The organism is Lentzea alba, from assembly GCF_011067745.1.
GTDB classification, from domain to species: Bacteria; Actinomycetota; Actinomycetes; order Mycobacteriales; family Pseudonocardiaceae; genus Lentzea; species Lentzea alba.
Genome location: NZ_JAAMPJ010000001.1, coordinates 364393 through 385658, shown reverse-complemented (window position 1 = coordinate 385658; position 21266 = coordinate 364393). Strand labels below are relative to the sequence as shown.

At 68.3% G+C, this 21266-nt stretch carries 27 protein-coding genes; 21 read left to right on the top strand and 6 right to left on the bottom strand.

All coding sequences use genetic code 11. The features are described 5' to 3' along the window. Window positions 1-62 precede the first annotated feature (62 nt). From pyrH to G7043_RS01810, 5 genes are all read left to right on the top strand, one after another. Window positions 63-773 carry a UMP kinase gene (gene pyrH / locus G7043_RS01830; protein WP_207310670.1) on the top strand — a complete coding sequence of 237 codons (711 nt, stop codon included), beginning with the start codon at window positions 63-65 and terminating at the stop codon, window positions 771-773. A gap of 61 nt (window positions 774-834) precedes the next feature. Next, the gene (gene frr / locus G7043_RS01825; RefSeq protein ID WP_166043187.1) at window positions 835-1392 is read left to right on the top strand and encodes a ribosome recycling factor; all 558 of its coding nucleotides are present in this window, start codon (window positions 835-837) and stop codon (window positions 1390-1392) included. A 66-nt stretch (window positions 1393-1458) separates the two neighbouring features. Next, complete coding sequence (locus G7043_RS01820; RefSeq protein WP_166043184.1) at window positions 1459-2322, top strand: phosphatidate cytidylyltransferase; 864 nt, start codon at window positions 1459-1461, stop codon at window positions 2320-2322. Between the two features lie 31 nt (window positions 2323-2353). After that, window positions 2354-2887, top strand: a complete 534-nt coding sequence (locus G7043_RS01815; RefSeq protein ID WP_166043182.1) for an RNA polymerase sigma factor — start codon at window positions 2354-2356, stop codon at window positions 2885-2887. After that, window positions 2884-3417, top strand: a complete 534-nt coding sequence (locus tag G7043_RS01810; RefSeq protein ID WP_166043181.1) for a hypothetical protein — start codon at window positions 2884-2886, stop codon at window positions 3415-3417. Before G7043_RS01815 ends, G7043_RS01810 begins: the two co-directional genes overlap by 4 nt. Here the strand turns inward: G7043_RS01810 and G7043_RS01805 are convergent. After that, window positions 3414-4232 carry a VOC family protein gene (locus G7043_RS01805; RefSeq protein WP_166043179.1) on the bottom strand — a complete coding sequence of 273 codons (819 nt, stop codon included), beginning with the start codon at window positions 4230-4232 and terminating at the stop codon, window positions 3414-3416. The two genes, G7043_RS01810 and G7043_RS01805, sit on opposite strands and share 4 nt — an antisense overlap. Before the next feature lie 96 nt (window positions 4233-4328). On the opposite strand from G7043_RS01805, the gene G7043_RS01800 reads away from it, so the two are divergent. From G7043_RS01800 to G7043_RS01795, 3 genes are read left to right on the top strand one after another with little or no spacing between them, the layout of a single operon-like run. Beyond that, window positions 4329-5075 (top strand): class I SAM-dependent methyltransferase, encoded by a 747-nt coding sequence (locus G7043_RS01800; protein ID WP_166043177.1) that lies wholly within the window; start codon window positions 4329-4331, stop codon window positions 5073-5075. A 35-nt stretch (window positions 5076-5110) separates the two neighbouring features. Further along, window positions 5111-5233: a hypothetical protein gene (locus G7043_RS49215; protein ID WP_278185666.1), complete on the top strand. Its 123-nt coding sequence runs from the start codon at window positions 5111-5113 to the stop codon at window positions 5231-5233. An 18-nt stretch (window positions 5234-5251) separates the two neighbouring features. Further along, window positions 5252-6226, top strand: coding sequence for an aldo/keto reductase (locus G7043_RS01795; protein ID WP_166043175.1), 975 nt, complete (start codon window positions 5252-5254; stop codon window positions 6224-6226). Between the two features lies 1 nt (window position 6227). On the opposite strand, the gene G7043_RS01790 is transcribed toward G7043_RS01795, so the two are convergent. Then, entirely contained in the window at window positions 6228-6614 is a 387-nt protein-coding gene (locus tag G7043_RS01790; protein WP_242641820.1) for a PadR family transcriptional regulator, read from the bottom strand. Window positions 6615-6820: 206 nt separating this feature from the next. On the opposite strand from G7043_RS01790, the gene rlmN reads away from it, so the two are divergent. From rlmN to G7043_RS01760, 6 genes are all read left to right on the top strand, one after another. Then, window positions 6821-7927 (top strand): 23S rRNA (adenine(2503)-C(2))-methyltransferase RlmN, encoded by a 1107-nt coding sequence (gene rlmN / locus G7043_RS01785; RefSeq protein WP_166043173.1) that lies wholly within the window; start codon window positions 6821-6823, stop codon window positions 7925-7927. A gap of 81 nt (window positions 7928-8008) precedes the next feature. Then, on the top strand, window positions 8009-8254 hold the full coding sequence (locus G7043_RS01780) for a FitA-like ribbon-helix-helix domain-containing protein (RefSeq protein WP_166043171.1): 246 nt from the start codon (window positions 8009-8011) through the stop codon (window positions 8252-8254). After that, entirely contained in the window at window positions 8251-8682 is a 432-nt protein-coding gene (locus G7043_RS01775) for a type II toxin-antitoxin system VapC family toxin (protein WP_166043169.1), read from the top strand. The genes G7043_RS01780 and G7043_RS01775 overlap by 4 nt, the downstream gene beginning before the upstream one ends. A gap of 123 nt (window positions 8683-8805) precedes the next feature. Next, window positions 8806-9438, top strand: a complete 633-nt coding sequence (locus G7043_RS01770) for a hypothetical protein (RefSeq protein WP_166043166.1) — start codon at window positions 8806-8808, stop codon at window positions 9436-9438. Window positions 9439-9442: 4 nt separating this feature from the next. Next, the gene (locus tag G7043_RS01765; RefSeq protein WP_166043164.1) at window positions 9443-9877 is read left to right on the top strand and encodes a hypothetical protein; all 435 of its coding nucleotides are present in this window, start codon (window positions 9443-9445) and stop codon (window positions 9875-9877) included. 48 nt (window positions 9878-9925) lie between these two features. After that, complete coding sequence (locus G7043_RS01760; RefSeq protein WP_313887660.1) at window positions 9926-11503, top strand: serine/threonine-protein kinase; 1578 nt, start codon at window positions 9926-9928, stop codon at window positions 11501-11503. Here G7043_RS01760 and G7043_RS01755 read toward each other — a convergent pair. Continuing rightward, a complete protein-coding gene (locus G7043_RS01755; RefSeq protein WP_166044885.1) occupies window positions 11493-11858 on the bottom strand; it encodes a winged helix-turn-helix transcriptional regulator in 366 nt (121 codons plus the stop codon). The genes G7043_RS01760 and G7043_RS01755 overlap by 11 nt on opposite strands. 103 nt (window positions 11859-11961) lie before the next feature. Between G7043_RS01755 and G7043_RS01750 the strand changes: the two genes are divergently transcribed. Further along, window positions 11962-12861 carry an NADP-dependent oxidoreductase gene (locus G7043_RS01750; RefSeq protein WP_166043160.1) on the top strand — a complete coding sequence of 300 codons (900 nt, stop codon included), beginning with the start codon at window positions 11962-11964 and terminating at the stop codon, window positions 12859-12861. Here G7043_RS01750 and G7043_RS01745 read toward each other — a convergent pair. After that, window positions 12858-13115: a DUF2631 domain-containing protein gene (locus G7043_RS01745; protein ID WP_166043158.1), complete on the bottom strand. Its 258-nt coding sequence runs from the start codon at window positions 13113-13115 to the stop codon at window positions 12858-12860. The two genes, G7043_RS01750 and G7043_RS01745, sit on opposite strands and share 4 nt — an antisense overlap. Window positions 13116-13269: 154 nt before the next feature. Between G7043_RS01745 and G7043_RS01740 the strand changes: the two genes are divergently transcribed. Together G7043_RS01740 and G7043_RS01735 are read left to right on the top strand one after the other, a co-directional pair. Next, entirely contained in the window at window positions 13270-14409 is a 1140-nt protein-coding gene (locus tag G7043_RS01740; RefSeq protein ID WP_166043156.1) for an ABC transporter ATP-binding protein, read from the top strand. Next, window positions 14402-15538, top strand: coding sequence for a polyamine ABC transporter substrate-binding protein (locus tag G7043_RS01735; protein ID WP_166043154.1), 1137 nt, complete (start codon window positions 14402-14404; stop codon window positions 15536-15538). Before G7043_RS01740 ends, G7043_RS01735 begins: the two co-directional genes overlap by 8 nt. On the opposite strand, the gene G7043_RS01730 is transcribed toward G7043_RS01735, so the two are convergent. Further along, entirely contained in the window at window positions 15525-16637 is a 1113-nt protein-coding gene (locus G7043_RS01730; protein WP_166043152.1) for a cytochrome P450, read from the bottom strand. The genes G7043_RS01735 and G7043_RS01730 overlap by 14 nt on opposite strands. After that, window positions 16612-17151 carry a TetR/AcrR family transcriptional regulator gene (locus G7043_RS01725; protein ID WP_166043149.1) on the bottom strand — a complete coding sequence of 180 codons (540 nt, stop codon included), beginning with the start codon at window positions 17149-17151 and terminating at the stop codon, window positions 16612-16614. The genes G7043_RS01730 and G7043_RS01725 overlap by 26 nt, the downstream gene beginning before the upstream one ends. 44 nt (window positions 17152-17195) lie before the next feature. Between G7043_RS01725 and G7043_RS01720 the strand changes: the two genes are divergently transcribed. The 4 genes from G7043_RS01720 to G7043_RS01705 all read left to right on the top strand — a co-directional run bounded on the left by G7043_RS01720 (window position 17196) and on the right by G7043_RS01705 (window position 21164). Beyond that, window positions 17196-18035, top strand: a complete 840-nt coding sequence (locus tag G7043_RS01720; RefSeq protein WP_166043147.1) for an ABC transporter permease — start codon at window positions 17196-17198, stop codon at window positions 18033-18035. Continuing rightward, window positions 18032-18838, top strand: coding sequence for an ABC transporter permease (locus G7043_RS01715; protein WP_166043145.1), 807 nt, complete (start codon window positions 18032-18034; stop codon window positions 18836-18838). Before G7043_RS01720 ends, G7043_RS01715 begins: the two co-directional genes overlap by 4 nt. A 74-nt stretch (window positions 18839-18912) precedes the next feature. Further along, a complete protein-coding gene (locus tag G7043_RS47970; RefSeq protein ID WP_166043142.1) occupies window positions 18913-20517 on the top strand; it encodes a sensor histidine kinase in 1605 nt (534 codons plus the stop codon). Next, on the top strand, window positions 20514-21164 hold the full coding sequence (locus G7043_RS01705; protein ID WP_166043140.1) for a response regulator: 651 nt from the start codon (window positions 20514-20516) through the stop codon (window positions 21162-21164). Before G7043_RS47970 ends, G7043_RS01705 begins: the two co-directional genes overlap by 4 nt. Window positions 21165-21266: the final 102 nt, after the last annotated feature.

Sequence of the window (21266 nt, the reverse complement as noted above, 5' to 3'; positions counted from 1 at the left end):
CTCCCAAAGGCGCGAGGAGAGGACCTGTGAGCGAAGAAGGTAGCCACGGCTACAACCGGGTGATGCTCAAGCTCGGTGGCGAGATGTTCGGCGGCGGTGGCGTCGGCGTTGATCCCGACGTCGTCCAGACGGTCGCCAAGCAGATCGCGGCCGTCGTCCGCTCCGGCGTGCAGGTGGCCGTCGTGATCGGTGGCGGCAACTTCTTCCGCGGGGCCGAGCTCCAGCAACGCGGCATGGACCGGTCGCGTGCCGACTACATGGGCATGCTCGGCACGGTCATGAACTGCCTCGCCCTGCAGGACTTCCTGGAACGCGAGCACGGCATCGACACCCGCGTGCAGACGTCCATCCAGATGACGCAGGTCGCCGAGTCCTACATCCCCCGCCGCGCGATGCGCCACCTCGACAAGGGGCGCGTCGTGATCTTCGGTGGCGGCGCCGGCCTGCCGTACTTCTCCACGGACACCACCGCCGCCCAGCGCGCTCTGGAGATCGGCTGCGAGATCGTCCTGATGGCCAAGGCCGTCGACGGCGTCTACACGGCCGACCCCAAGATCGACCCGGACGCGCTGATGTTCGACAACATCACCCACCGCGAGGTGCTGGAGCGCGGCCTCAACGTCGCCGATGCCACAGCGTTCAGCCTCTGCATGGACAACAACATGCCGATCCTCGTCTTCAACCTCCTCACCGAGGGGAACATCGCGCGCGCGGTGCGTGGTGAGAAGATCGGCACCCTGGTGAGCACCCCCGGTGGCCGTCCGGCCTTCTAGACCTGGTGGGATCAAGACCAGACCGGGATTCGGGCACGTACACGCAGAGCAAGGAGCAGTCGTGATCGACGAGACCCTCCTCGACGCCGAGGAGAAGATGGAAAAGGCGGTTTCGGTCGCGAAGGAGAACCTCTCCTCCGTCCGAACCGGTCGTGCGACTCCCTCGATGTTCAACCGCATTCACATCGACTACTACGGCTCGATGACGCCGCTGAACCAGATGGCCAGCATCACGGTCCCCGAGGCGCGCATGGCAGTCGTGAAGCCGTACGACGCGAGCCAGCTGGGCGCGATCGAGAAGGCGATCCGGGACTCCGACCTGGGCGTCAACCCGAGCAACGACGGCACCATCATCCGCATCGTCATCCCGCAGCTCTCCGAGGAGCGCCGCCGGGACATGGTGAAGGTGGCGAAGCAGAAGGGCGAGGACGCGCGCGTCTCCGTCCGCGGTGTCCGCCGCAAGGCCAAGGAAGAGATCGACAAGCTCGTCAAGGACGGCGAGGTCGGCGAGGACGACGGCGCACGGGGTGAGAAGGAGCTCGACGCTCTGACCCACAAGTACACCGCGCAGGTCGACGAACTCGTGAAGCACAAGGAAGCCGAGCTCCTCGAAGTCTGAAGTCCCTGATGGTTCGCCCGGCCGAGTCGCGGCAGGCGTAGCAGCCCTGGCCGGGCGGAGGTCGTGATGGGAGCACCGGTGACAGGCAGTCCCGCGGACGTGCCCGCGTCCAAGCCGTCGCGCGCGGGACGTGACCTGCGTTCGGCGATTCTGGTCGGCGTGGGACTCGGCGCCGTGATCATCGTGTCGCTGCTGACCGTCCGGCAGACCTTCATCGGCATCGTCGCGGCTGCCGCGGCGGTGTCGACGTGGGAGCTGGCGAACGCCTTCAAGAAGGGCGGCATCAACGTCGCCCTGTGGCCCGCGCTCATCGGCGGCCAGGCGATGATCTGGCTGTCCTGGCCGCTGGAGCGCTCGGGCATGATGACCGCCTTCGTGGTCACCGTTCTCGTGTGCATGATCTGGCGGTTCCGCGGCGGTTCCGACGGCTACCTGCGCGACCTCAGCGCGTCCGTGTTCACGGTCGCGTACGTGCCGTTGTTCGCGTCGTTCGCGGCCATGCTCGTCGTTCCCGAGGACGGTGCGGGCCGCGCGATCGCGTTCCTCCTCGGTGTCGTGCTGTCGGACGTCGGCGGCTACGCGGCCGGTGTGTTCCTCGGCAAGCACCCGATGGCCCCGACGATCAGCCCGAAGAAGTCCTGGGAGGGCTTCGCCGGATCGCTGGTCGCGGGCATGGTCGGCGGCGCGATCACGGTCACCACGCTGCTCGACGGCCAGTGGTGGCACGGCGTGCTGTTCGGCGCCGCCATCGTCGTCACGGCCACCGCGGGCGACCTGGTCGAGTCGCTGATCAAGCGCGACCTCGGCATCAAGGACATGGGCACGCTGCTGCCCGGCCACGGCGGGCTCATGGACCGGATGGACTCGCTCCTCCCGTCCGCCGTCGCCTCCTGGCTGCTGCTGCACCTCTTCGTGCCAGTGGTGCTGTGACGGTTCGGGCGCAACGCCGCAAGTAGTGGTTGTGAGAGACCACGAGGCACTGGCGGCGTTCGAGCGGATCTACCGCGCCGACGTCGGCGCGATCACCCGGTTCTTCGCCAGGCGCTGCACCGAACCCCAGCTCGTCGCCGACCTGACCGCGGACACGTTCGTCCGCGCGATGACGTCGTTCGGCACCTTCGACGCGCGCAGGGGATCGGCGACGAGCTGGCTCTTCGGCATCGCCCGGCACACCTTCGCCGTCCACCTCGAACGTTCGGCGCGCAGCCGTGCGGTGGCGGACCAGGTCGCGGGCCGGCGGGAGCTCGACCGCGACGAACTGGCCGAGCTCGAAGCCCGCATCGACGCCGAACGCCCCGGTCGCGCCCTGCTCGAACGGCTCGCGGAACTCCCTGAGCTGGAACGGGAAGCCGTCGAACTGGTGCACCTCTGTGGTCTCGCACCCAAAGAAGCGGCCGAGGCGCTCGGCGTGCCCAAGGGAGCGATGCGGACCCGTCTGTACCGCGCCACGGCACGCCTCCGCGCGGTTGTCGACGACGAGGTGGAGGCACGATGAGCAAGTTCGAGAACAACCTCTGGACCCAGCTGGAACGCGACCACGCGCCGGCACTGCTGCAGTCCGTTGCCACGCAACGACGTCTGCGCACGCGGCGATGGGTGGGCGCAGCAGCAAGCGTGGTCGTCGTGGGTGCCACGGCGGTGATCGCACCCGTCTACTTCGGCGGCACACCACCCGCATACGCCGTGGTCGACAACCCGGACGGCTCGGTGACGCTGACCGTCCGGGAGGTGCAGCGGTTCCAGGAGGCCACCGGGAAGTTGCGCGAACGGGGCATCACGGCGATCGCGGTGCCGTTGCGACGGGACTGCGCGCAGCGGGAAAGCACGCTCCAGGAACCGCTGGACGCGGTGGAGTTCGATCTCAAACCGGGAGCGTTCAACATCAAGATCTCGCCCGGGAACATTCCCGCGAACGCCACGGTGGTCCTCGCGACGGACGAGTCGCGCGGTGAGAGCTGGATCATCGCCGGCGGCGTGTACCCGAGCGACCAGCTGCCCGCCTGCCTGCTCGATCGCGGGCGCTAGTCGTCGTACGGGTCGTCCACCTCGGTGCGCGGCCCGGCCTCGATCACGCGCGACTGGTCGATCACCGAGAACGCCGCGCCCGCGTGGTCCTCGACGACGGTGATGCGTCCGTACGGGGTGTCGTAGGGCTCGACGGTCACCCGGCCGCCGAGCTCCAGCACCCGGTACGCCACCGAGTCGGTGCCGATCTCGGGCGCGGCGTTGAAGTACACCATCCAGTGCGAACGCTCCCCGTACGGGAACTCGCGGCCCATCTTCTGCCGGCCGATCACCTCGGTGCCCTCGACGGACCACGACGCGTAGTCCAGCCGGTGACCGTCGCCGATCTGCGTGATGTCGTAGTGGCACAGCTCGCCGAAGAACTCGTCGGCTGCCGCGCCGTCGCGGGTGTTCAGCTCGGCCCACGCGTAGGCGCCGTGCCCGCCCGTCCCGAACCGCCAGTCCGGCGGCACGTGGCGGAACCCGACGACGGCGCCGGTCGGGTCGGCGATCACGGTGCTCTGGGTGTGGTCGGTGGCGTCCTCGGGGTTGCGCAGCACGGAGCCGCCGAGGTGGAACGCCTTCTCGGCGGTGGCGCGCGCGTGCGGCGTGACCAGGTACAACCGCCACGGTTCCGGCTCGCCCTGCGGCAGTCCGGCGACGGGGATGCCGTCGACCATCGCCACGGTGTAGCCCGCATCGTCGGCGTAGTGCCAGCCGAACAGGCCGGTGTAGAACTCGATCGCGGCCTTGAGGTCGTCGACGGTTCGCTCGGCCCAGCACGGACTTCCGGACAGCAACGGCGCTAGCTGGGGCGTGTTGGGCGCGATCGACACTGCCGCCTCCTGCAGGGAAAGAGATGCGATCAACGCTACGCCGTAGTTGGACGAATTCGTACGGTCACCGGCAAATCGAGGCTCTACAGTGTCTTGGTGAGGGGATTCGTGCGGGCGGCGCTGAACGCGGTGCGCCCGGCAGAGGTCGTGCCGAGCCCGAACATCTGGCATTGGCCGGACGTCTACGAGGTCGAGAATCGTGCGCAGGACGTCCACAGTGCGATTTGGACGGCGATAAGTAACGAATGTCCGTTCAGCAACCTGGACGTCGTGGACGTCGGTTGCGGTGACGGCTTCCACCTGCCGATCTTCGCCCGGACCGCGAAGTCCGTCACGGGCGTCGAACCGCACCCGCCGCTCGTCGTGCGCGCCAGGAACCGGGTGGCCCAGCTGCCGAACGCCCGAGTCGTTTCCGGTCCCGCACAAAGCCTGCCGCTCGACGACGCCTCCGCCGACCTGGTGCACGCCCGCACCGCCTACTTCTTCGGACCGGGCTGCGAACCGGGGCTGCGCGAGGCGGACCGGGTGCTGCGGCCCGGCGGCGCGCTCGCGATCGTCGACCTGGACGGCGCGGCCGATCCGTACGGGCCGTGGCTGCGCGCCGACGAACCGCGCTACAACCCCGCCGCCGTCGAGAAGTTCTTCGCGGACAACGGTTTCTCGCTCACCCGCGTCACCGCCGAGTGGCGGTTCGAAAGTCGGGAGGACCTGGAATCCGTGCTGCGCATCGAGTTCTCGGCCGAGGTCGCCGAGCGGGCGATCGCGTCGATCACCGGGCTGAGCTTCCCGGTCGGGTACCGGCTGCACGTGCGCCGCAAGCCGAAGGGCCTGATCGCGCCTTGATCGACGAGCGATAGACCGTTCGGACGCTGCTGCCCGTGCTCGTCTCGTATGTACAGTCCGACCTCAACGCCTGGGAGGCGAACAAGTTCGAAACGGACGCGAGCCTGTACTGGGGTGGGTACTACGGGCCCTACGGCGGCACGCGGGACTGCTACTAGCGCATTAGGCTTCGGTTCGTGGAGAAGCGAATCGCAGGCAGGTTGAACCGCGAGGTCGGCGTCGTGGGGCTGGGTTGCTGGCAACTCGGCGCCGACTGGGGCGAGGTGGACGAGAGCGAGGCGCTCGCGCTGCTGCACACCGCCGCCGACACGGGTGTCGACTTCTTCGACACCGCGGACGTGTACGGCGACGGTCGCAGCGAGACGCTCGTCGGGCGGTTCCTGAAGGAACGCGGCGACGGCGTGTTCGTGGCGACGAAGATGGGGCGGCGGCTGCCGGCGCAGACCACGGAGGGGTACAACCGGGAGAACTTCCTCGCGTGGAACGACCGGAGCCGCCGCAACCTGGGTGTCGACACGCTGGACCTCGTGCAGTTGCACTGCCCGCCCACGCCGACGTACAGCCGTGACGAGGTGTTCGACACCTTGGACGAAATGGTTGAGCAGCAACGGATTGCTGCCTACGGCGTGTCGGTGGAGAAGGTCGAGGAGGCGCTGGCGGCGATCAGGCGTCCGCACGTGGCCAGCGTGCAGATCATCCTGAACACGTTCCGGCTCAAGCCGCTCGAACAGGTGCTGCCGGCGGCGTCCGAGGCGGGTGTCGCGATCATCGCGCGGGTGCCGCTCGCGTCCGGTCTGCTGTCCGGGAAGTACACGGCGGCAACGACTTTCGGCGCGGACGATCACCGCAACTACAACCGCAACGGCGAGGCGTTCGACGTCGGCGAGACCTTCTCCGGGGTCCCCTACGAGGTCGGCCTGGAGGCCGTCGAGCGGTTGCGGCCGCTGGTGCCGGAAGGTGCCACGATGGCGCAGTTCGCGTTGCGTTGGATCATCGATCAGCCCGGTGTCACGGTGGTGATCCCCGGTGCGCGCAACGTGGCGCAGGCTGCCGCGAACTCACAGGCCGCGGCTCTGGAGCCGGTCGACTCGGCGGCCGTCGCGGCGGTGTACGACGAGCTGATCCGGCCGCACGTGCACGACCGGTGGTAGGTCACTCCTCGGCGAGGATGGCGTAGAGCTTGCGCCGCAACTCGTTGTAGAGCTCGGCAGCACGTGCCTTCTGCTCGGGCGTGCCCGCGTGGGAGATCTGCTCCATCGCGCTGCCGAGCAACCGGACCGCGGTCCGCAGCTCACCGTCGACCGGGTCGAGCTGGATGTCGATGTCGCGCCAGGGCGGGGCCGGGTGCTCCGTCCTGCCGTGCTCGGTGAGGTTGAACAGCTTCTTGCCTCCTTCTTCCGCGGCGGAGACGAGGCCTTCGTCGGCGAGCATCTGCAGCGTCGGGTAGACCGAGCCGGGGCTCGGGCTCCACACGCCGTCGGTGCGCCTGGCGATCTCCTGAATGATCTCGTAGCCGTGCATCGGCCGTTCTGCCAGCAAGGACAGAACCGCCGCCCGGACGTTGCCGCGCCTCTGACGGCCGCCCCTGCCGGCACCTCTCCCGCCGCCCCCGAAGGGGCCGTGGCGATGCCTGTGGTGGTGCTCTCTGTGGTGTGGTTTCATCATCATGTCGCTAACGATATATCGGAATCTATCGCGATGCAACGGTCTTGTGGTGCCGAAGTTCGTGGGACACTAGATGTGCTATGACCTCGCTTCCCCTTGTCTTCGACGCGCCCAAGCGCGGCCTGCCGCCGCGCCACCTCGTCGACCTGTCTCCGGCTCAGCGCGCTGAAGCCGTTGCCGCCCTTGGCGAAAAGCCCTTCCGCGCCAAGCAGCTGTCGAACCACTACTTCAGCCGCCTGACCGTCGACCCGGCCGAGATGACCGACATCCCGGCGGCCACGCGCGACAAGCTCGTCGCCGACCTGATGCCGCCGCTGTTCACGGTCGTGCGCAAGGTCACAACCGACGAGGGCACCACCGCCAAGACGTTGCTGCGGGCGCACGACGGCACGCTCATCGAGTCCGTGCTCATGCGCTACCCGGACCGCGCGACGCTGTGCATCTCCTCGCAGGCCGGCTGCGGCATGGCGTGCCCGTTCTGCGCGACCGGCCAGGGCGGCCTGCAGCGCAACCTGTCGACCGCGGAGATCGTGGACCAGGTGCGTCTGGGCGCGGCGGCCATGCGCGACGGCGACCTGCCCGGCGGTCCCGGCCGCCTGTCGAACATCGTCTTCATGGGCATGGGCGAACCGCTCGCGAACTACAAGCGCGTGATCGAGGCCGTGCACCGCATCACCGCTCCGGCGCCGGACGGTCTCGGCATCTCGCAGCGCACGGTCACCGTGTCGACGGTCGGCCTGGTGCCGGCGATTCGGAAGCTGACCGAGGAGAAGCTGCAGGTGCGTCTGGCCGTGTCGCTGCACACGCCGGACGACGAACTGCGCAACACGTTGGTGCCGGTGAACACGCGGTGGGACGTCGCCGAGGTGCTGGAGGCAGCTCGCGGGTACGCCGACCAGACCGGGCGGCGGGTGTCCATCGAGTACGCGTTGATCCGGGACATCAACGACCAGGGGTGGCGGGCGGATCTGCTCGGCAAGAAGCTGCGCAAGCACCTCGGACAGTTGGTGCACGTGAACCTGATCCCGCTGAACCCGACTCCTGGGTCCAAGTGGGACGCGTCGCCGAAGCCGGTGGAACGGGAGTTCGTGCGGCGGGTCCGGGAGCAGGGTGTGGAGTGCACCGTTCGGGACACGCGGGGGCAGGAGATCGCGGCCGCTTGTGGTCAGCTGGCCGCTGAGGGCTGAGTCGGACGCTTGGCCGGCATGCCCGCCAGTGGCACCCATGGGTGCTAGCATTGACTGCAATGACGGCGTCGGAGGTGGGCGATGGCGGTTCTGACGATTCGCGACTTCGATGAGGGGCTCAAGGCAAAGCTCAGGATTCGTGCGGCTGAACACGGCCGATCGATGGAAGCCGAGGTGCGTGCGATCCTCGCCGCGGCACTGAGCAAATCCGACTCGGGACCTGGTATGGGAACGAGGATTCGGCAGCGCTTCGCCGACCTCGACGAAGATTCGTTCGAACTACCCCGACGCACCGAGCCAGCGCGAGCGGCGGAGTTTCCAGAGTGATCGTTCTTGACACCAATGTCGTTTCCGAACTCATGAGGCGAGTTCCGAACGACGAGGTGGTTCGCTGGGTCGATCGATACCCGGCCGACGAAGTCTTCATCTCCGCAGTTACGGCTGCCGAGCTCGCGCATGGCGTCGAGCGAATGCCGGACGGTCAACGCAAGACCGCGCTCGCGGCCAAGATCTCAGAACTCCTGACGGAGGAATTCCACGGGCAGGTCTTGCCTTTCGATGCCATGGCAGCCGTGTACTACGGCGAGATCGCAGCGGCCCGTGAGGAACAGGGTTCCCCGATCAGCATGGCCGATGCGCAGATCGCCGCGACCTGTCGCCGGTTCGTGGCCTGTTTGGCGACCCGCAACACCAAGGACTTCTTGGACACAGGCATCGCCCTGCTGAACCCCTGGGACGCCGCCGGCGAGTTGTGACCGGCCGCGAGGGGCGAACCGCTCACGAGCACTGTGCGGGACACCGGCGAGCGTTTGGATCAAGCTGCGCCAACGTTCGAAATCGGTCGCTGAAGACGGTTGTGAGCTCTACCGTTCCCCGCGATGAAACTCGAGGGGGAACGCTGGCGCACGCTCGTCAGCACAGTGCGGCTGGGTCGCGACGAGTACCGGGTGGTGCGGCCGGCCCGGCCGTTGGCGCATGCGCCGTTGTACCTGAGCGGGCACGGGGCTCAGATGATCGTGGACAAGGCGTCGGCGCGTGAGTTGGCGATGGCGTGGGCGTTCGCGATCAGGTCGGCGCGGACGTTGGTGTACTTGCCGTTGCGGCACACCCAGTACGCGTGCTGTGGATACGGGGACGGCACCGAGGCGCTGCAGGATCTTGTGCTGATGCACGACACGTTGGCGTTTCCGGCGTCGCGGTGGAAGGACGTGCGGGCGCGGTTGGGGCAGGGGAGGCCGCACACCGTCGACATCCTGGGGTTGCCGGAGGTGGAGTGCGCGGAGTACGAGGCGGAGGCGTTGCGGCACCACGGTGCGGCGGACACGGTGTTCATCTCGGGCAGTCGCAAGGCGTTGGCGCTGGAGGGGAACGCTTTGCGGACGTTGGTCGAGGAGTGTCCGCGGCACATGCACGAGAACCCCGGAACACATTGCTGCGCCGAGATCTCGGCGGGTGAGGTGGGGGACTGGCTGCACGTGATCTACTGCGCCGAACATCGCGTGCACGTCTGAGGAGATGTTGGTTGTGGGAGTGATGTACGACTACTTCGCCGCGCCGTCGGACGAGGTGGCGTCGGCTGTCCTCGATGGTGGGCCGGCGCACCTCGAGCCGGTCGCGACCAAGGGGCTCGACCCCGTGGTGGTGATGGGGAAACTGGAGGCGTTGCTCACCGGGCGGGCTTATGACGACGTGGTCGACGACGAGCGGTCTGCGCTGCTGTTGGCGATGGAGGGTGACGGTGAGGTGCTGGTCCTCGCCGTCACCGACGGCCTGAGAGACGGGCTCGACAGAGCGAGCGGGCTGAGTGAGATCGCGGCGGCCTGGGCGCAGGCCGAGGAGCTGAGCGGGTCGGATCCTCAGCAGCTGGCCGGGGTTCTGGGCGAACTTCAGGCGCTTGCGAAGAGGGCGGTCAGCAAGGGCGAACGCCTGTACTGCTGGGTGTGCGTTTAGAGCTGGCAGGAAACCGGCTGTCGCGACCGGGCCGCTACCATGCCGCGCGTGGGGGAAGCGACAAGGCTGGTCGCGGGCAGATACGCGACGATCAGAGAGCTCGGCCGGGGCGGCATGGGGGTCGTCTGGCTGGCCGAGGACCGGGTCATCGGACGGCAGGTCGCGCTCAAGGAGCTGCGGACCACCGAGACCGAGCGCGTGCTCCGCGAGGCCCGCACCGCGGGACGGCTGAACAGCCCCAACGTCGTCGGCATCTACGACGTCATCGTCGAGGACGGCGTCACCTACCTGGTCATGGAGCTCGTCGAGGCCCCTACGCTGTCCGAGGTCATGGCCACGAGGCACCTCACCGAGGACGAGGTCGCGGACATCGGGCTGCAGACGCTCAACGCGCTGGAGGCGGCGCACGCGGCGGGCATCGTGCATCGGGACGTCAAGCCCAGCAACATCATGGTGTTGCCCGACGGACGTGTGAAGCTCGCCGACTTCGGCATCGCCCGCGCGATGGACGACCCCGGTCTCACGGCCACCGGCGGCATCATGGGCTCGCCCGGTTACATGGCGCCGGAGCTGTTCGCCGGCAAGCCTCCCTCGCCGTCCAGCGACCTGTGGGCCCTGGGCGCCACCATGTTCCACGCCTCGGAGGGCCGCGCGCCGTTCCACCGCGACACGACCGCGGCCACCATGCACGCGATCATGTACGAGGAGCCGGTGCTGCAGCGCACCAAGGGCCCGCTCGCCGCCACGATCATGGCGTTGCTCACCCAGAACGACGCTCAGCGCCCCACCGCAGCCCAGTTGCGCGAACGACTGAGCGATCGCACCAAGGTCGTCACGCCGCCCACTCAGTCCGAACAGACCGTGGTGATCGAGCCCGTCACGACGTTCGTGGCGCCGCAACCCACGCGCGACGACGAGTGGAACGACGAGAAACCCAAGTCGCGCAAGAAGATCGGCGTGTTCGCCGGTGCCGCGGCGGCGGTGGTCGTGATCGCTCTCGCGGCGATCTTCGTGTTCAAGCCGGAAACACCGGGCAAGGCGTCGGCGCAGCAGGGGCCCAGCTCCAGCGAACAGCCGACGTCGCAGAGCAGCACCGCCTCCAGTACACCGAGCAGCAGTGCTCCGGCGTCCAGCAGCAGCGCGGCGCCGAGCAGCCAGTCGAGTGCTCCGAAGCCAACCCAGGTCACGCAGCCGAACCAGCCCGCGCCGACCACCACACAACCGAAGCCGCAGCGGCAAACGCTTGCGTTCTCCCGTTACCTCAGCGGAAACGGCTGGCACTACAGCGGCACCTCGAACATCCCGGTCCCGGCGGGTTTCACCGTGGAGAACACCGGTGGTCTCGGCAAGCTCCTCGCGAACGCCGAGGCGAACACGAAGCCGTTGTACAGCTGCCAGATCAACAACTCCGAAGACCGGATGACCTCGTCGTCGAGCAACTGCGAGGGCCAGCGCGTCTACGACGCTCGTCCGCTCGGCTACGTCTTCACCGTGAAGCCGACGGACGTGAACGTGCTGCCGCTCTACCGCTGCAACGCGGGCGGCCACCACTTCGACTCGGTGGTGACCAACTGCGAGGGCGACCAGTACAAGAACGAGTTCATGCACGGCTGGGTCATCGCGTGACGCCCGCGGGCTCCAGGCCGACGGGGTCCGCGTTGTCGAACGTCTCGCGCGCCTCGGCGACCGACTCGTAGTTCTTCTGCGCCCACAACCGCAGCGCGGCCAGCGGCTCGGTGACGCTGCGCCCCAGCTCGGTCAGCTCGTACTCGACGCGCAACGGCACCGACGGGTAGACCGTGCGCGTGACGAGCCCGTCGCGCTCCAACGTGCGCAACGTCTGGGTGAGCATCTTCTGGCTGACGCCCTCCAACCGGCGTTTGAGCTCACCGAACCGCTTGGGCCCGTCCTCGAGGTCGCCGATCACCAGCGCCGTCCACTTGGACGCGACCATGTCCAGCAGGTCGCGGCACGGGCACATCTTGAGGTAAACGTCCCTGATCACAGCTAGTTTCTATCAGGTACCTAGTGCACAAGATAGTGCCTGGTTGTCAGAAGAGACCTCGTCTCCGAAGCTAGTACGCATGCGAGCGATCATCCAGAACGGGCTCAGCGGTCCGATCACCCTCACCGACGTGCCCAAGCCGGCGCCCCTCCCGACGGAGGTGCTGGTCAGGGTGCACGCGGCGGGGGTGAACCCGGTCGACTGGAAGACCCGCGCGGGCAGCGGCATGGCCGGGCTGCAGACCTTCCCGTTCATCAACGGCTGGGACGTGTCCGGCGTCGTCGAGGAGGTCGGCTTCGGCGTCACGACGCTCAAGCCCGGCGACGAGGTCTACGGCATGCCGCGCTTCCCGCACGCCGCAAGCGCCTACGCCGAATACGTCACCGCCCCGTCCCGCCACTTCGCGCGGAAGCCGAAGGGCCTCACCCACGTCGAGGCGGCCGGGCTGCCGCTGGCCGCGCTCACCGCGTGGCAGATCCTGATCGACACCGCCGACCTGCAGCCGGGGCAGAAAGTGCTGATCACGGCGGCTGCGGGAGGTGTCGGCCATCTCGCCGTGCAGATCGCGAAGGCGCACGGCGCGTACGTGATCGGCACCGCACGCGAGCCCAAGCACGCGTTCCTGAAGGACCTCGGCGCCGATGAGGTGATCGACTACACGCGGGGCGACTACGAGGGCACCGACGTCGACGTGGTCGTCGACCTGGTCGGTGGCACGTCACCGCGGTCGGTGAAGCCCGGCGGGTTGTTCGTCGGGGTGCCGTCCGGAGTGGACAGCGCCATCCGCGACGACATCAGGACCAGCCCTATCCTGGTCGAGCCGGACCGCGCGGGGCTGGAGGCGATCACCGCGCTGGTCGAGTCCGGCGCGCTCCGGGTGCACGTCGACGCGACGTTCCCGCTGGCGGACGCCGGAAAAGCACATGCCCTGGGCGAGACTGGCCGCACCCAGGGCAAGATCGTGCTCGAAACGCTCTAGCGGCGCCAGGACGTCTTGCGACGGGCGGCGTCCCACACCAGCAGCGAGATGATGACCACGCCGGTCGCGACGAGGTAGATGTCCTCGGTGAGACCGTGGTGGTTGCCGATCAGCATCAGGAAGCAGAAGCCCGCGGAGAGCCAGCCGGCGATGCGCGTGCCCTTGGGGAACGACCCGTGCCAGCCCCACTCGTGCGACGGCTCCTCGTGAGGGTCGACGGCAGGACGCTTGTCCAGTTCCGAGGACGAAGCCACGGTTTCCTCCACTGCTCATCCGGATTACGAGGTCATCGTCGCACATGTGGCCGCGCACGGATGTGTGAGGTCGCGCGCGCTCGTCTTACGGGCGAGGTCGGGCGCCGATACGCTCGGCGCGGCCCACCCGTCCGATCTTCGAAGGCGCCTCGACTTGACCGGCTTCTCTCCCGCTGAGGCCTCCACCCCGGACACGTTCGCCCCCGTCGAGATCGGTCTGCACGGGGTGCGCAAGAGCTTCTCCGACCAGGTGGCGGTCGACGGCATCTCGCTGAACGTCCACGAGGGCGAGTTCTTCTCGGTGCTCGGCCCGTCCGGCTGCGGCAAGACCACGGTCCTGCGCATGATCGCCGGGTTCGTCGACCCGGACGAGGGCCGCATCGAGCTCGACGGCAACGACATGGTGGGCGTCCCTCCGTACCGGCGGGACGTCAACACCGTCTTCCAGTCGTACGCGCTGTTCCCGCACATGTCCGTGTGGGACAACGTCGCGTACGGCCTCAAGCGCAAGAAGGTCCGCGGCGACGAACTGAAGAAGCGCGTAGGGGAGCACCTCGAACTCGTGCGGTTGTCGCAGTTCGCCAAGCGCAGGCCCACGCAACTGAGCGGCGGTCAGCAGCAGCGCGTCGCCATCGCCCGTGCGCTCGCGGCCGGCCCACAGCTGCTTCTGCTGGACGAACCGCTAGGTGCGCTCGACGCCAAGTTGCGCAAGGAACTGCAGATCGAGCTGATGCGCATCCAACGCGAGGTCGGCACGACGTTCCTGTACGTCACGCACGACCAGGAAGAGGCACTGGTCCTCTCACACCGCATCGCCGTGATGAACGCGGGTAAGATCGAACAGGTCGGCTACCCCGAGGACGTCTACGAACGTCCCGCGACCCGGTTCGTCGCCGGGTTCATCGGCACGTCGAACATCCTGGACGCCGAGGTGTCCGGTGTGGACGGTGACATGGTCGCCCTGACAGCGCCAGGTGCCACCAACCTGCGCGCCAAGTTCTCCGGAAGCGTCAGTCACGGCAAGAAGGTCGCCGCGACCGTCCGCCCGGAGAAGGTGCACCTGTTCAACGAGACCGCCGAGCCGCCGACCGGCTGGTGCGTGCTGCAGGGCGTGGTCCACGACGTCGTCTACACGGGCGTTTCCACGCAGTTCGTGGTCGACACCCCCGGCGGCGAGCTCGTGGCGTTCGTGCAGAACGCCCAGCGCATCGACGACGCGGGCGCGCCCGGCCAGCCGGTCCGGATGGCGTGGGATCCCGCGTTCACCGTGCTGCTGGAGTCCTCGGATGGCTGAGCAGGTCCGGATCGCCCGGCTGTGGGACGTCGACAGCCCGCGGGTGACCCGCCGCACGATGCTCGGCTCGATGGCGTTCTTCGCGCTCGCGGCCTGCGCGGTCGGTCCGGCGCCGACCAGCAGCGGCGGTGCGAGCGGTACGGCCAAGGCCACGAACCTGCGCGACGAGCCCAAGCTCAACTTCTACAACTGGACCGACTACATCGCGCCGGAGACGTTGCCGGGCTTCCAGCAGCTCTCCGGCATCGAGGTCACCTACGACAACTTCTCCACCAACGACGAGATGGAAGCCAAGATCGCGTCCGGCCAGGCGGGCTACGACCTGGTCGTGCCGAGCGACAACTTCCTGCGCCGGTTCCTGCGGTCGGGCCTGCTCCAGCCGCTCGACCACGACGCGATCCCGAACCTCGCGAACCTGGAGCAGCGGTTCGTCGAGGCCGAGTACGACGCCGGCAACAGGTACTCCGTGCCGTGGGCCTGGGGCACCACGGGTCTCGCGTACTCGAAGTCGCAGATCGGCGGCGAGGTCACCGGGTTCGACGCCTACGACCTGCCGAACGCGCAGGGCCGCAGCTCGATCCTCGACGAGGCACGTGACGGCATGGCGATCGGCCTGCTCAAGCTCGGCCACGACCCGAACACCACCGACGCGAAGCAGATCGACGACGCCGCGAACTTCCTGCTGTCGTTGAAGAAGAAGCTCGGGCAGATCACCTCCGACGTGATCGAACCGCTGACGTCCGGCCAGGTCCGGCTGGCGCAGGCGTACTCCGGTGACGCGTTCCAGGCCCGCGAGACCAGCGAGGACGTCGGTTACGCCATCCCGGTCGAGGGCGGACTGTCCTACGTGGACCTTCTCGTCATCCCGAAGGACGCGCCGCACGCCGGGAACGCGCACAGGTTCATCGACTACGTCCTGGGCGCGGAAGTGGGTGCGGCGCTGTCCAACGCGGTGCGCTACGGCAGCCCCAACGCCGCCGCCAAGCCGTTGATCGACAAGGACCTGCTGAACGACCCGCTGGTCTACCCGTCGGATGAGCAGCTCAAGAAGCTCCCGTTCACCAAGGACCTCGGCGGCGACGTCGAGGCGCTCTACGCCGACGCGTGGACCAAGGTCAAGACCGGCTGACCGGGAAAGACCTCATGCCGCGGATCACCACCGAGTCGCGGAACGTCACCGGGCCCGTCTGGCGCAGGTCCGGCATCCGGCGGGCCAGCGCGCGGAACGCCACCTCACCCTCCATGCGCGCGAGCGTCGCGCCCAGGCAGTAGTGGATGCCGCTGGAGAACGCGAGGTGCTCCGGCTTGTGCACGCGCATGACGTCGAACTTGTGCGCCTCCGGGTAGACGTCCGGGTCGCGGTTCGCGGCGCCGAGGAGGAGCGTGATCATCTCGTCCTTGCCGATCCGGTCGACCTGCTCGTGCGCGATCCGGCTGGTCAGGTGCACCGGCGGCGCCCACCGCAGCGTCTCCTCGACGACCGCCGACGCGAGTTCCGGGTTGGCCTTGAAGAGCTTCCACTGCGACGGGTGGTCGAGCAGCGCACGGGTGCCGTTGCCGATCAGGTTCACCGTGGTCTCGAAGCCCGCGACCAGCAACAACACCAGCGTGCCGAGCATTTCGGCCGCGGTCAGCTTCTGCTCGGCCTCGGCGGCGACCAGCGAGCTGATCACGTCGTCACCGGGAGTCTTGCGGCGCTCGGAGATCAGCCGGTCGAACAGCGCGAGCACCTGGTCGTTGGCGTCGGCCATCGCCGCGGTGACGCCGGTGTCGAACGACTGGGCGACGAGCGCGCCGTAGTCGGCGAACTCGGCGGTGTCGGCGTCCGGAATGCCGAGCAGGTCGCTGATCACCGAGATCGGCAACGGTGCCGCGAAGTCCGCGATCAGGTCGAACTCGTCCTCGGTGAGCAACGCGTCGGCGACTTTCTCGACGCGGGCGCGGTACTCGTCGATCTTCTTCGGGCTGAACGCCGGCATGGCGAGCCGGCGCAGCCGGGTGTGGTCCGGCGGATCCAGTTCCAGGAACGACTCCGGCAGCAGCCCGCTGTTGGCCGGATAACTGCCGTCGGCGAAGCGGACGCCGAACCGCCGGTCACGCAGGACCTTGTTGGCCAGCGAGTGACTCGTCGTCACCCACATACCGCCGTCGCGGGTCAACGGTCCGTGCGCGCGCAGCCGTTCGTAGATCGGATACGGGTCTTCATGACCGGTCAGCTGTTCCAACATTCGCTACCCCCTCGAACACCGTGGTCAGCACGAACCGGGGAGCGTCCAACGGCGCGAGGCGGCCGCAGTTGATCGCTTCCCAGGCGTTGAAGAGCCCGGCGTAGAGGGTGTGCAGGATCCACCACGCGGGCAGGTCGGCGCGCAGGCGTGAGCCCTGCAGCCGGGTGATCAGGTCGAGCACGGGCCGGTCCATCTCCTCGATGCGGCGCCTGATCTCGTCGTCGCGCTCCAGACCGGGGAAGCGGAGCAGGAACTCCACCCGCGGGCCGAGCGCGACCAGCCGCGTGATGAGGTCCTCGATCGCGTCGTCGCGGCTGAAGTCCACGTGGGACGACACGGAGTCGATCAGGTCGAGCGCGTCGTTCGCGACGGCGCGGACCAGCGCCGTCCGCGTGGGAAAGCGCTTGTGGAGTGTGGTCCTGCCGACACCGGCTGCTCGTGCGACATCACCCAGGGACGCGGTCGGGTCCTTGAGCAGCACCGATGTCGCGGTGTGGAGCAGGTGAACACTCATGTTCACAACGGTACATGAATGTTCAGCTGGCATGATCTGCGTTTGTGTCGCGACGCTGGCTGAAGGCCAACGCCCTGCTCACGCCCACCGGGTTGTGGCTGGGGATTTTCCTGCTCGCGCCGTTGTGGGTCGTCGTCCAGTTCAGCTTCGCCACGCGGGACACCGGTGTCGCCCGCGCGGTGCTGCCGTGGACGGCGCAGGCCTACCTGACGGCGCTCGATCCGGCGTTCCTGCCGATCTTCGGCCGGACCCTCGTTTACGCGGTGGCGACGACGATCGCCTGTCTGCTGCTGGGGTTCCCGCTCGCGTGGTTCATCGCGCGTCACGGCGGCCGATTTCGGACCGTGCTGCTCGCGGCCGTCCTCATCCCGTTCTGGTCGAGCTATCTCGCGCGGATCTACGCGTGGAAGGCACTGCTGGACGGTGAGGGCTTGGTCAACACCGTGCTCGGGTGGGTCGGGTTGGACCGCGACGGCGGTTTCCTGCTCACGCACGGAGCGGTGATCCTCGGCCTGACGTATGGCTTCTTGCCGTTCATGGTGTTGCCGCTGTACGTGGCGTGCGAGCGTTTCGACTTCCGGCTCGTGGAGGCGTCGTTCGACCTCGGCCACGGGCGGGTGTCGACGTTCTTCCGGATCGTGCTGCCGGGTGTGTTCACGGGCGTGCTGGCCGGGTCGTTGCTGGTCCTGGTGCCCGCGGCGGGTGACTTCGTGACGCCGAAGCTGCTCGGCGGTGTGGACCAGTCGACGTTCGGGTCTGTGATCGACGACCAGTTCCGCGGCGGCAACAACTGGCCGCTGGGCTCGGCGATGGCCGTGCTGCTGCTCGTGCTGGTGGTGCTCGTGCTGCTCCTGCGCGGACGGCGTGGGGAGGACGTGCTGTGAACCGTCGTCCGTGGGTGCTCGGGCTCGTCGTCGCGCTGGTCTTCCTGTTCCTCTACGCACCGATCGCGTGGCTGGCCCTCGCGTCGTTCAACTCGTCGCGGTCGCTCAGCCGTATCAGCGGGTTTTCGACGCAGTGGTACGCCGAGCTGTTCGACGACACGCGCGTGTTGGCGTCGTTGCAACTGACGCTGCAACTGGCGCTGGCGTCCGCGGTGATCTCGACGGTGATCGGGACGCTGGCGGCGTTCGGACTGCGGCGGGCGTTCCCCGGTCGCGGGCTGTGGACCGTGTTGTTGTCGCTGCCGCTGGTGGTCCCCGAGGTCGTCATGGGCGTGGCGATGCTGGGGTTCTTCGTGAAGCTCGCCGGCGTTCCGCTCGGGTTCGGGGCACTGCTGTTCGCGCACGTGGCGTTCTCGCTGAGCTTCGTGGTCGTGGTGGTGCGGTCGCGGGTGTCCGGAATGGACGTCCGGATGGAGGAGGCCGCCGCCGACCTCGGTGCTTCTCCGTGGACGGCCTTCCGGACCGTGACGCTGCCGCTGGTGGCGCCCGCCGTGGTGGCCGGTGCGGCGTTCGCGTTCCTGCTGTCGTTCGACGACGTGGTGATCTCGTCGTACCTGACCGGTGTCGGGTCGACGACGTTGCCGGTGTTCGTCTACGCGCAGGCTTCGAAGCGCGGCATCTCGCCGGAGATCGTGGCGCTGTCGACGTTGATGGTGACGGCGACCGCGCTGTTGTTGATCATCGGTGTGGTCGTCGCCTCGTGGCGGGCCAGGAGAGCCGGATCCACCGCTGAGTTGGTCTGATCGTCAACTTTCGTCGCGCGAATTCGATACTCCAGCGTGCCGCGCGGACATGGGACCTCTCGTAGCTTGAGAGCGTGATTACTGCTGTGCGGACCAGGGCTGAGGCGCTGCTCGCCGACACCCGGGCCCGGCTCCACGCGCTGACCCCCGTGCGCGTCGTCGGCGACGCCATCATCGTGCTCGCCGCGATCCTGCTGGACCTCTGGCCGGGTCCGTGGGCCGAGGCGAAGCCGTCGGGCTGGGCGCTGGTCGCGTACGTCGCCGTCTACCTGGTGCTGATGCCGTTGCGGCACGTGCTGCCGGCGACGGCCATGATCGTGGGAGCGGCGATTCCGGGCACGGGACCCGCGTTGGTGGTCGTGCTGAGCTACACGGCCGGGCGCCGGATCGAGTCGTGGGTCAAGGCGGTGGTGTCGACCACGATCACGTTCGTCGTCGTGGTGCTGCTGTGGGACTGGGGCACGCGGCCGCTCGACATCGAACCGGTCTACGGGATGCTCATCCTGATCACGATCTTCGGCGTCGGCGTGGCGCTGCCGTTCCTCGTGGGCCGGTACCTCGCGCAACGCGAGGCGCTGGTGCAGGCGATGCAGGACCGCGAGGCCCGGATGCACGGCGAGAACCGGATGATCTCCCGGCAGGTCCGCCTGCGGGAACGCAGCCGCATCGCCCAGGACATGCACGACAGCCTCGGGCACCGGCTGTCGCTGATCTCGGTGCACGCGGGCGCGCTGGCACTCGACCCGTCGCTGGGAGACAAGCAGCGCGAGGCGATCGGGGTGCTGCGCTCGGCGGCGTTGACCGGCATGGAGGAACTGCGCGCGATCATCGGCGTGCTGCGGGCCGAGGACGGTCCCGACGACGACCCCGCGACACGGACCGTGGAGTCCATCGACTCGTTGGTGGGCGACGCGCGCAAGGCCGGTGTGTTGGTGTCGTTGGTGCGTGGTGGGCAGTCGCACCCGTTGCCGTCGAGGGTGTCGCACGCGGCGTACCGGGTGGCGCAGGAGGGCCTGACCAACGCGTCCAAGCACGCGCCGGGGGCCGCGGTGCAGGTCACCGTGAAGTACGAACCGGACGCGCTGGTCGTGGAGGTGCGCAACAACCCGTCGCGCAACGGTTCGGCGGCCCGCGAACCGGGCGTCGGCCTGATCGGGCTGACCGAGCGCGTGCGCGTGGCGGGCGGCATCCTGCACGTCGGCGCGCTGCCGTCGGGCGGCTTCCGGATCGCGGCGGTGCTGCCCTACGAGGAGACCTCGCTGCCGGACGAGCCGGAGGACGAGCAGGACGAGACCGAGTCGCCGCGGCGGATCCGCAAGTGGGCGGGCATCGGCTCGATCGCGGGTGCGTCGATCGTGCTGGCCGTCATCATCGGCGGCTTCACCTACCTCGGCGCGCAGCCGGTGACCGAGGTCGTCTCGCAGGAGAACCTCGACAAGATCCAGGTAGGGCAGTCGGAGGCCGACGTGCTGAAACTGCTGCCGGCCGGCGACGAACCCCTGGTGGCGGCCGGTGAACGCAAGTCGCAGGCCGCTCCCGAACCACCGGGCGCCCGATGCGTCTACCACGTCACCGACGAGCAGTCGTTCCTCGCCAAGGGCACCAGAGTGGTGCGTTTCTGCTTCCGGGACGGCAAGCTGGTCGAGAAGAAGATCCACGTGCAGAGGAACAATCCATGATCCGGGTGCTCATCGCCGACGACGAGCCGCTGATGCGCGCGGGCATCAAGGCCATTCTCGGCACCGCTGACGACATCGAGCTGGTGGCCGAGGCGGGCGACGGCCGCGAGGCGGTGCAGATCGTCCGCGAACGCCGCGTCGACGTGGCGGTGCTGGACATCCGCATGCCACGCATGGACGGCCTGGCGTGCGCGCGCGAACTGCGCACCGTCGCGCCCACGGTCCGGGTCGTGATGCTGACGACGTTCGGCGAGGACGAGAACATCGTGCGCGCCCTGTCCGACGGCGCCGCCGGGTTCCTGCTGAAGGACTCCGCGCCCGAGGAACTGCTGCGGGCGGTGCGCGCGGTCAACAACGGCGAGGCCTACCTGTCGCCGATGGTCACCTCGCGGGTGGTCGGCATGGTGGCGACCTCCGGGCAGCCGAAGCGGCAGGAGGCGCAGAAGGCCGTCGCGGGGCTGACCGAGCGCGAGGTCGAGGTGCTGGCGCTGCTCGGCCAAGGCATGTCGAACGCGGACGTCGGCGCCAAGCTGCACATGTCCGAAGCGACCGTGAAGACCTACGTGTCTCGTCTACTGGCCAAACTAGGCCTCACCAACCGCGTCCAAGCCGCCCTGCTGGCCCGAGACGCAGGCCTCGCGAGCTGACCATGGGGGGCACATTCATGGACCTCAGGTCCATGAATGTGCCCCCCATGGCACGAGAGAGGCCGTTCGGGTGACACCCGAACGGCCTCAAACGTCTCATGC

Excerpts from the sequence above, each read along its gene's own strand:
- pyrH (WP_207310670.1), top strand. The coding sequence starts at position 63 with ATGCTCAAGCTCGGTGGCGAGATGTTCGGCGGCGGTGGCGTCGGCGTT.
- G7043_RS01820 (WP_166043184.1), top strand. The coding sequence starts at position 1,459 with ATGGGAGCACCGGTGACAGGCAGTCCCGCGGACGTGCCCGCGTCCAAG.
- G7043_RS01810 (WP_166043181.1), top strand. The coding sequence starts at position 2,884 with ATGAGCAAGTTCGAGAACAACCTCTGGACCCAGCTGGAACGCGACCAC.
- rlmN (WP_166043173.1), top strand. The coding sequence starts at position 6,821 with ATGACCTCGCTTCCCCTTGTCTTCGACGCGCCCAAGCGCGGCCTGCCG.
- G7043_RS01780 (WP_166043171.1), top strand. The coding sequence starts at position 8,009 with ATGGCGGTTCTGACGATTCGCGACTTCGATGAGGGGCTCAAGGCAAAG.
- G7043_RS01770 (WP_166043166.1), top strand. The coding sequence starts at position 8,806 with ATGAAACTCGAGGGGGAACGCTGGCGCACGCTCGTCAGCACAGTGCGG.
- G7043_RS01765 (WP_166043164.1), top strand. The coding sequence starts at position 9,443 with ATGTTGGTTGTGGGAGTGATGTACGACTACTTCGCCGCGCCGTCGGAC.
- G7043_RS01755 (WP_166044885.1), bottom strand. The coding sequence starts at position 11,858 with ATGTGCCCGTGCCGCGACCTGCTGGACATGGTCGCGTCCAAGTGGACG.
- G7043_RS01750 (WP_166043160.1), top strand. The coding sequence starts at position 11,962 with ATGCGAGCGATCATCCAGAACGGGCTCAGCGGTCCGATCACCCTCACC.
- G7043_RS01735 (WP_166043154.1), top strand. The coding sequence starts at position 14,402 with ATGGCTGAGCAGGTCCGGATCGCCCGGCTGTGGGACGTCGACAGCCCG.
- G7043_RS01730 (WP_166043152.1), bottom strand. The coding sequence starts at position 16,637 with ATGTTGGAACAGCTGACCGGTCATGAAGACCCGTATCCGATCTACGAA.
- G7043_RS01725 (WP_166043149.1), bottom strand. The coding sequence starts at position 17,151 with ATGAGTGTTCACCTGCTCCACACCGCGACATCGGTGCTGCTCAAGGAC.
- G7043_RS01705 (WP_166043140.1), top strand. The coding sequence starts at position 20,514 with ATGATCCGGGTGCTCATCGCCGACGACGAGCCGCTGATGCGCGCGGGC.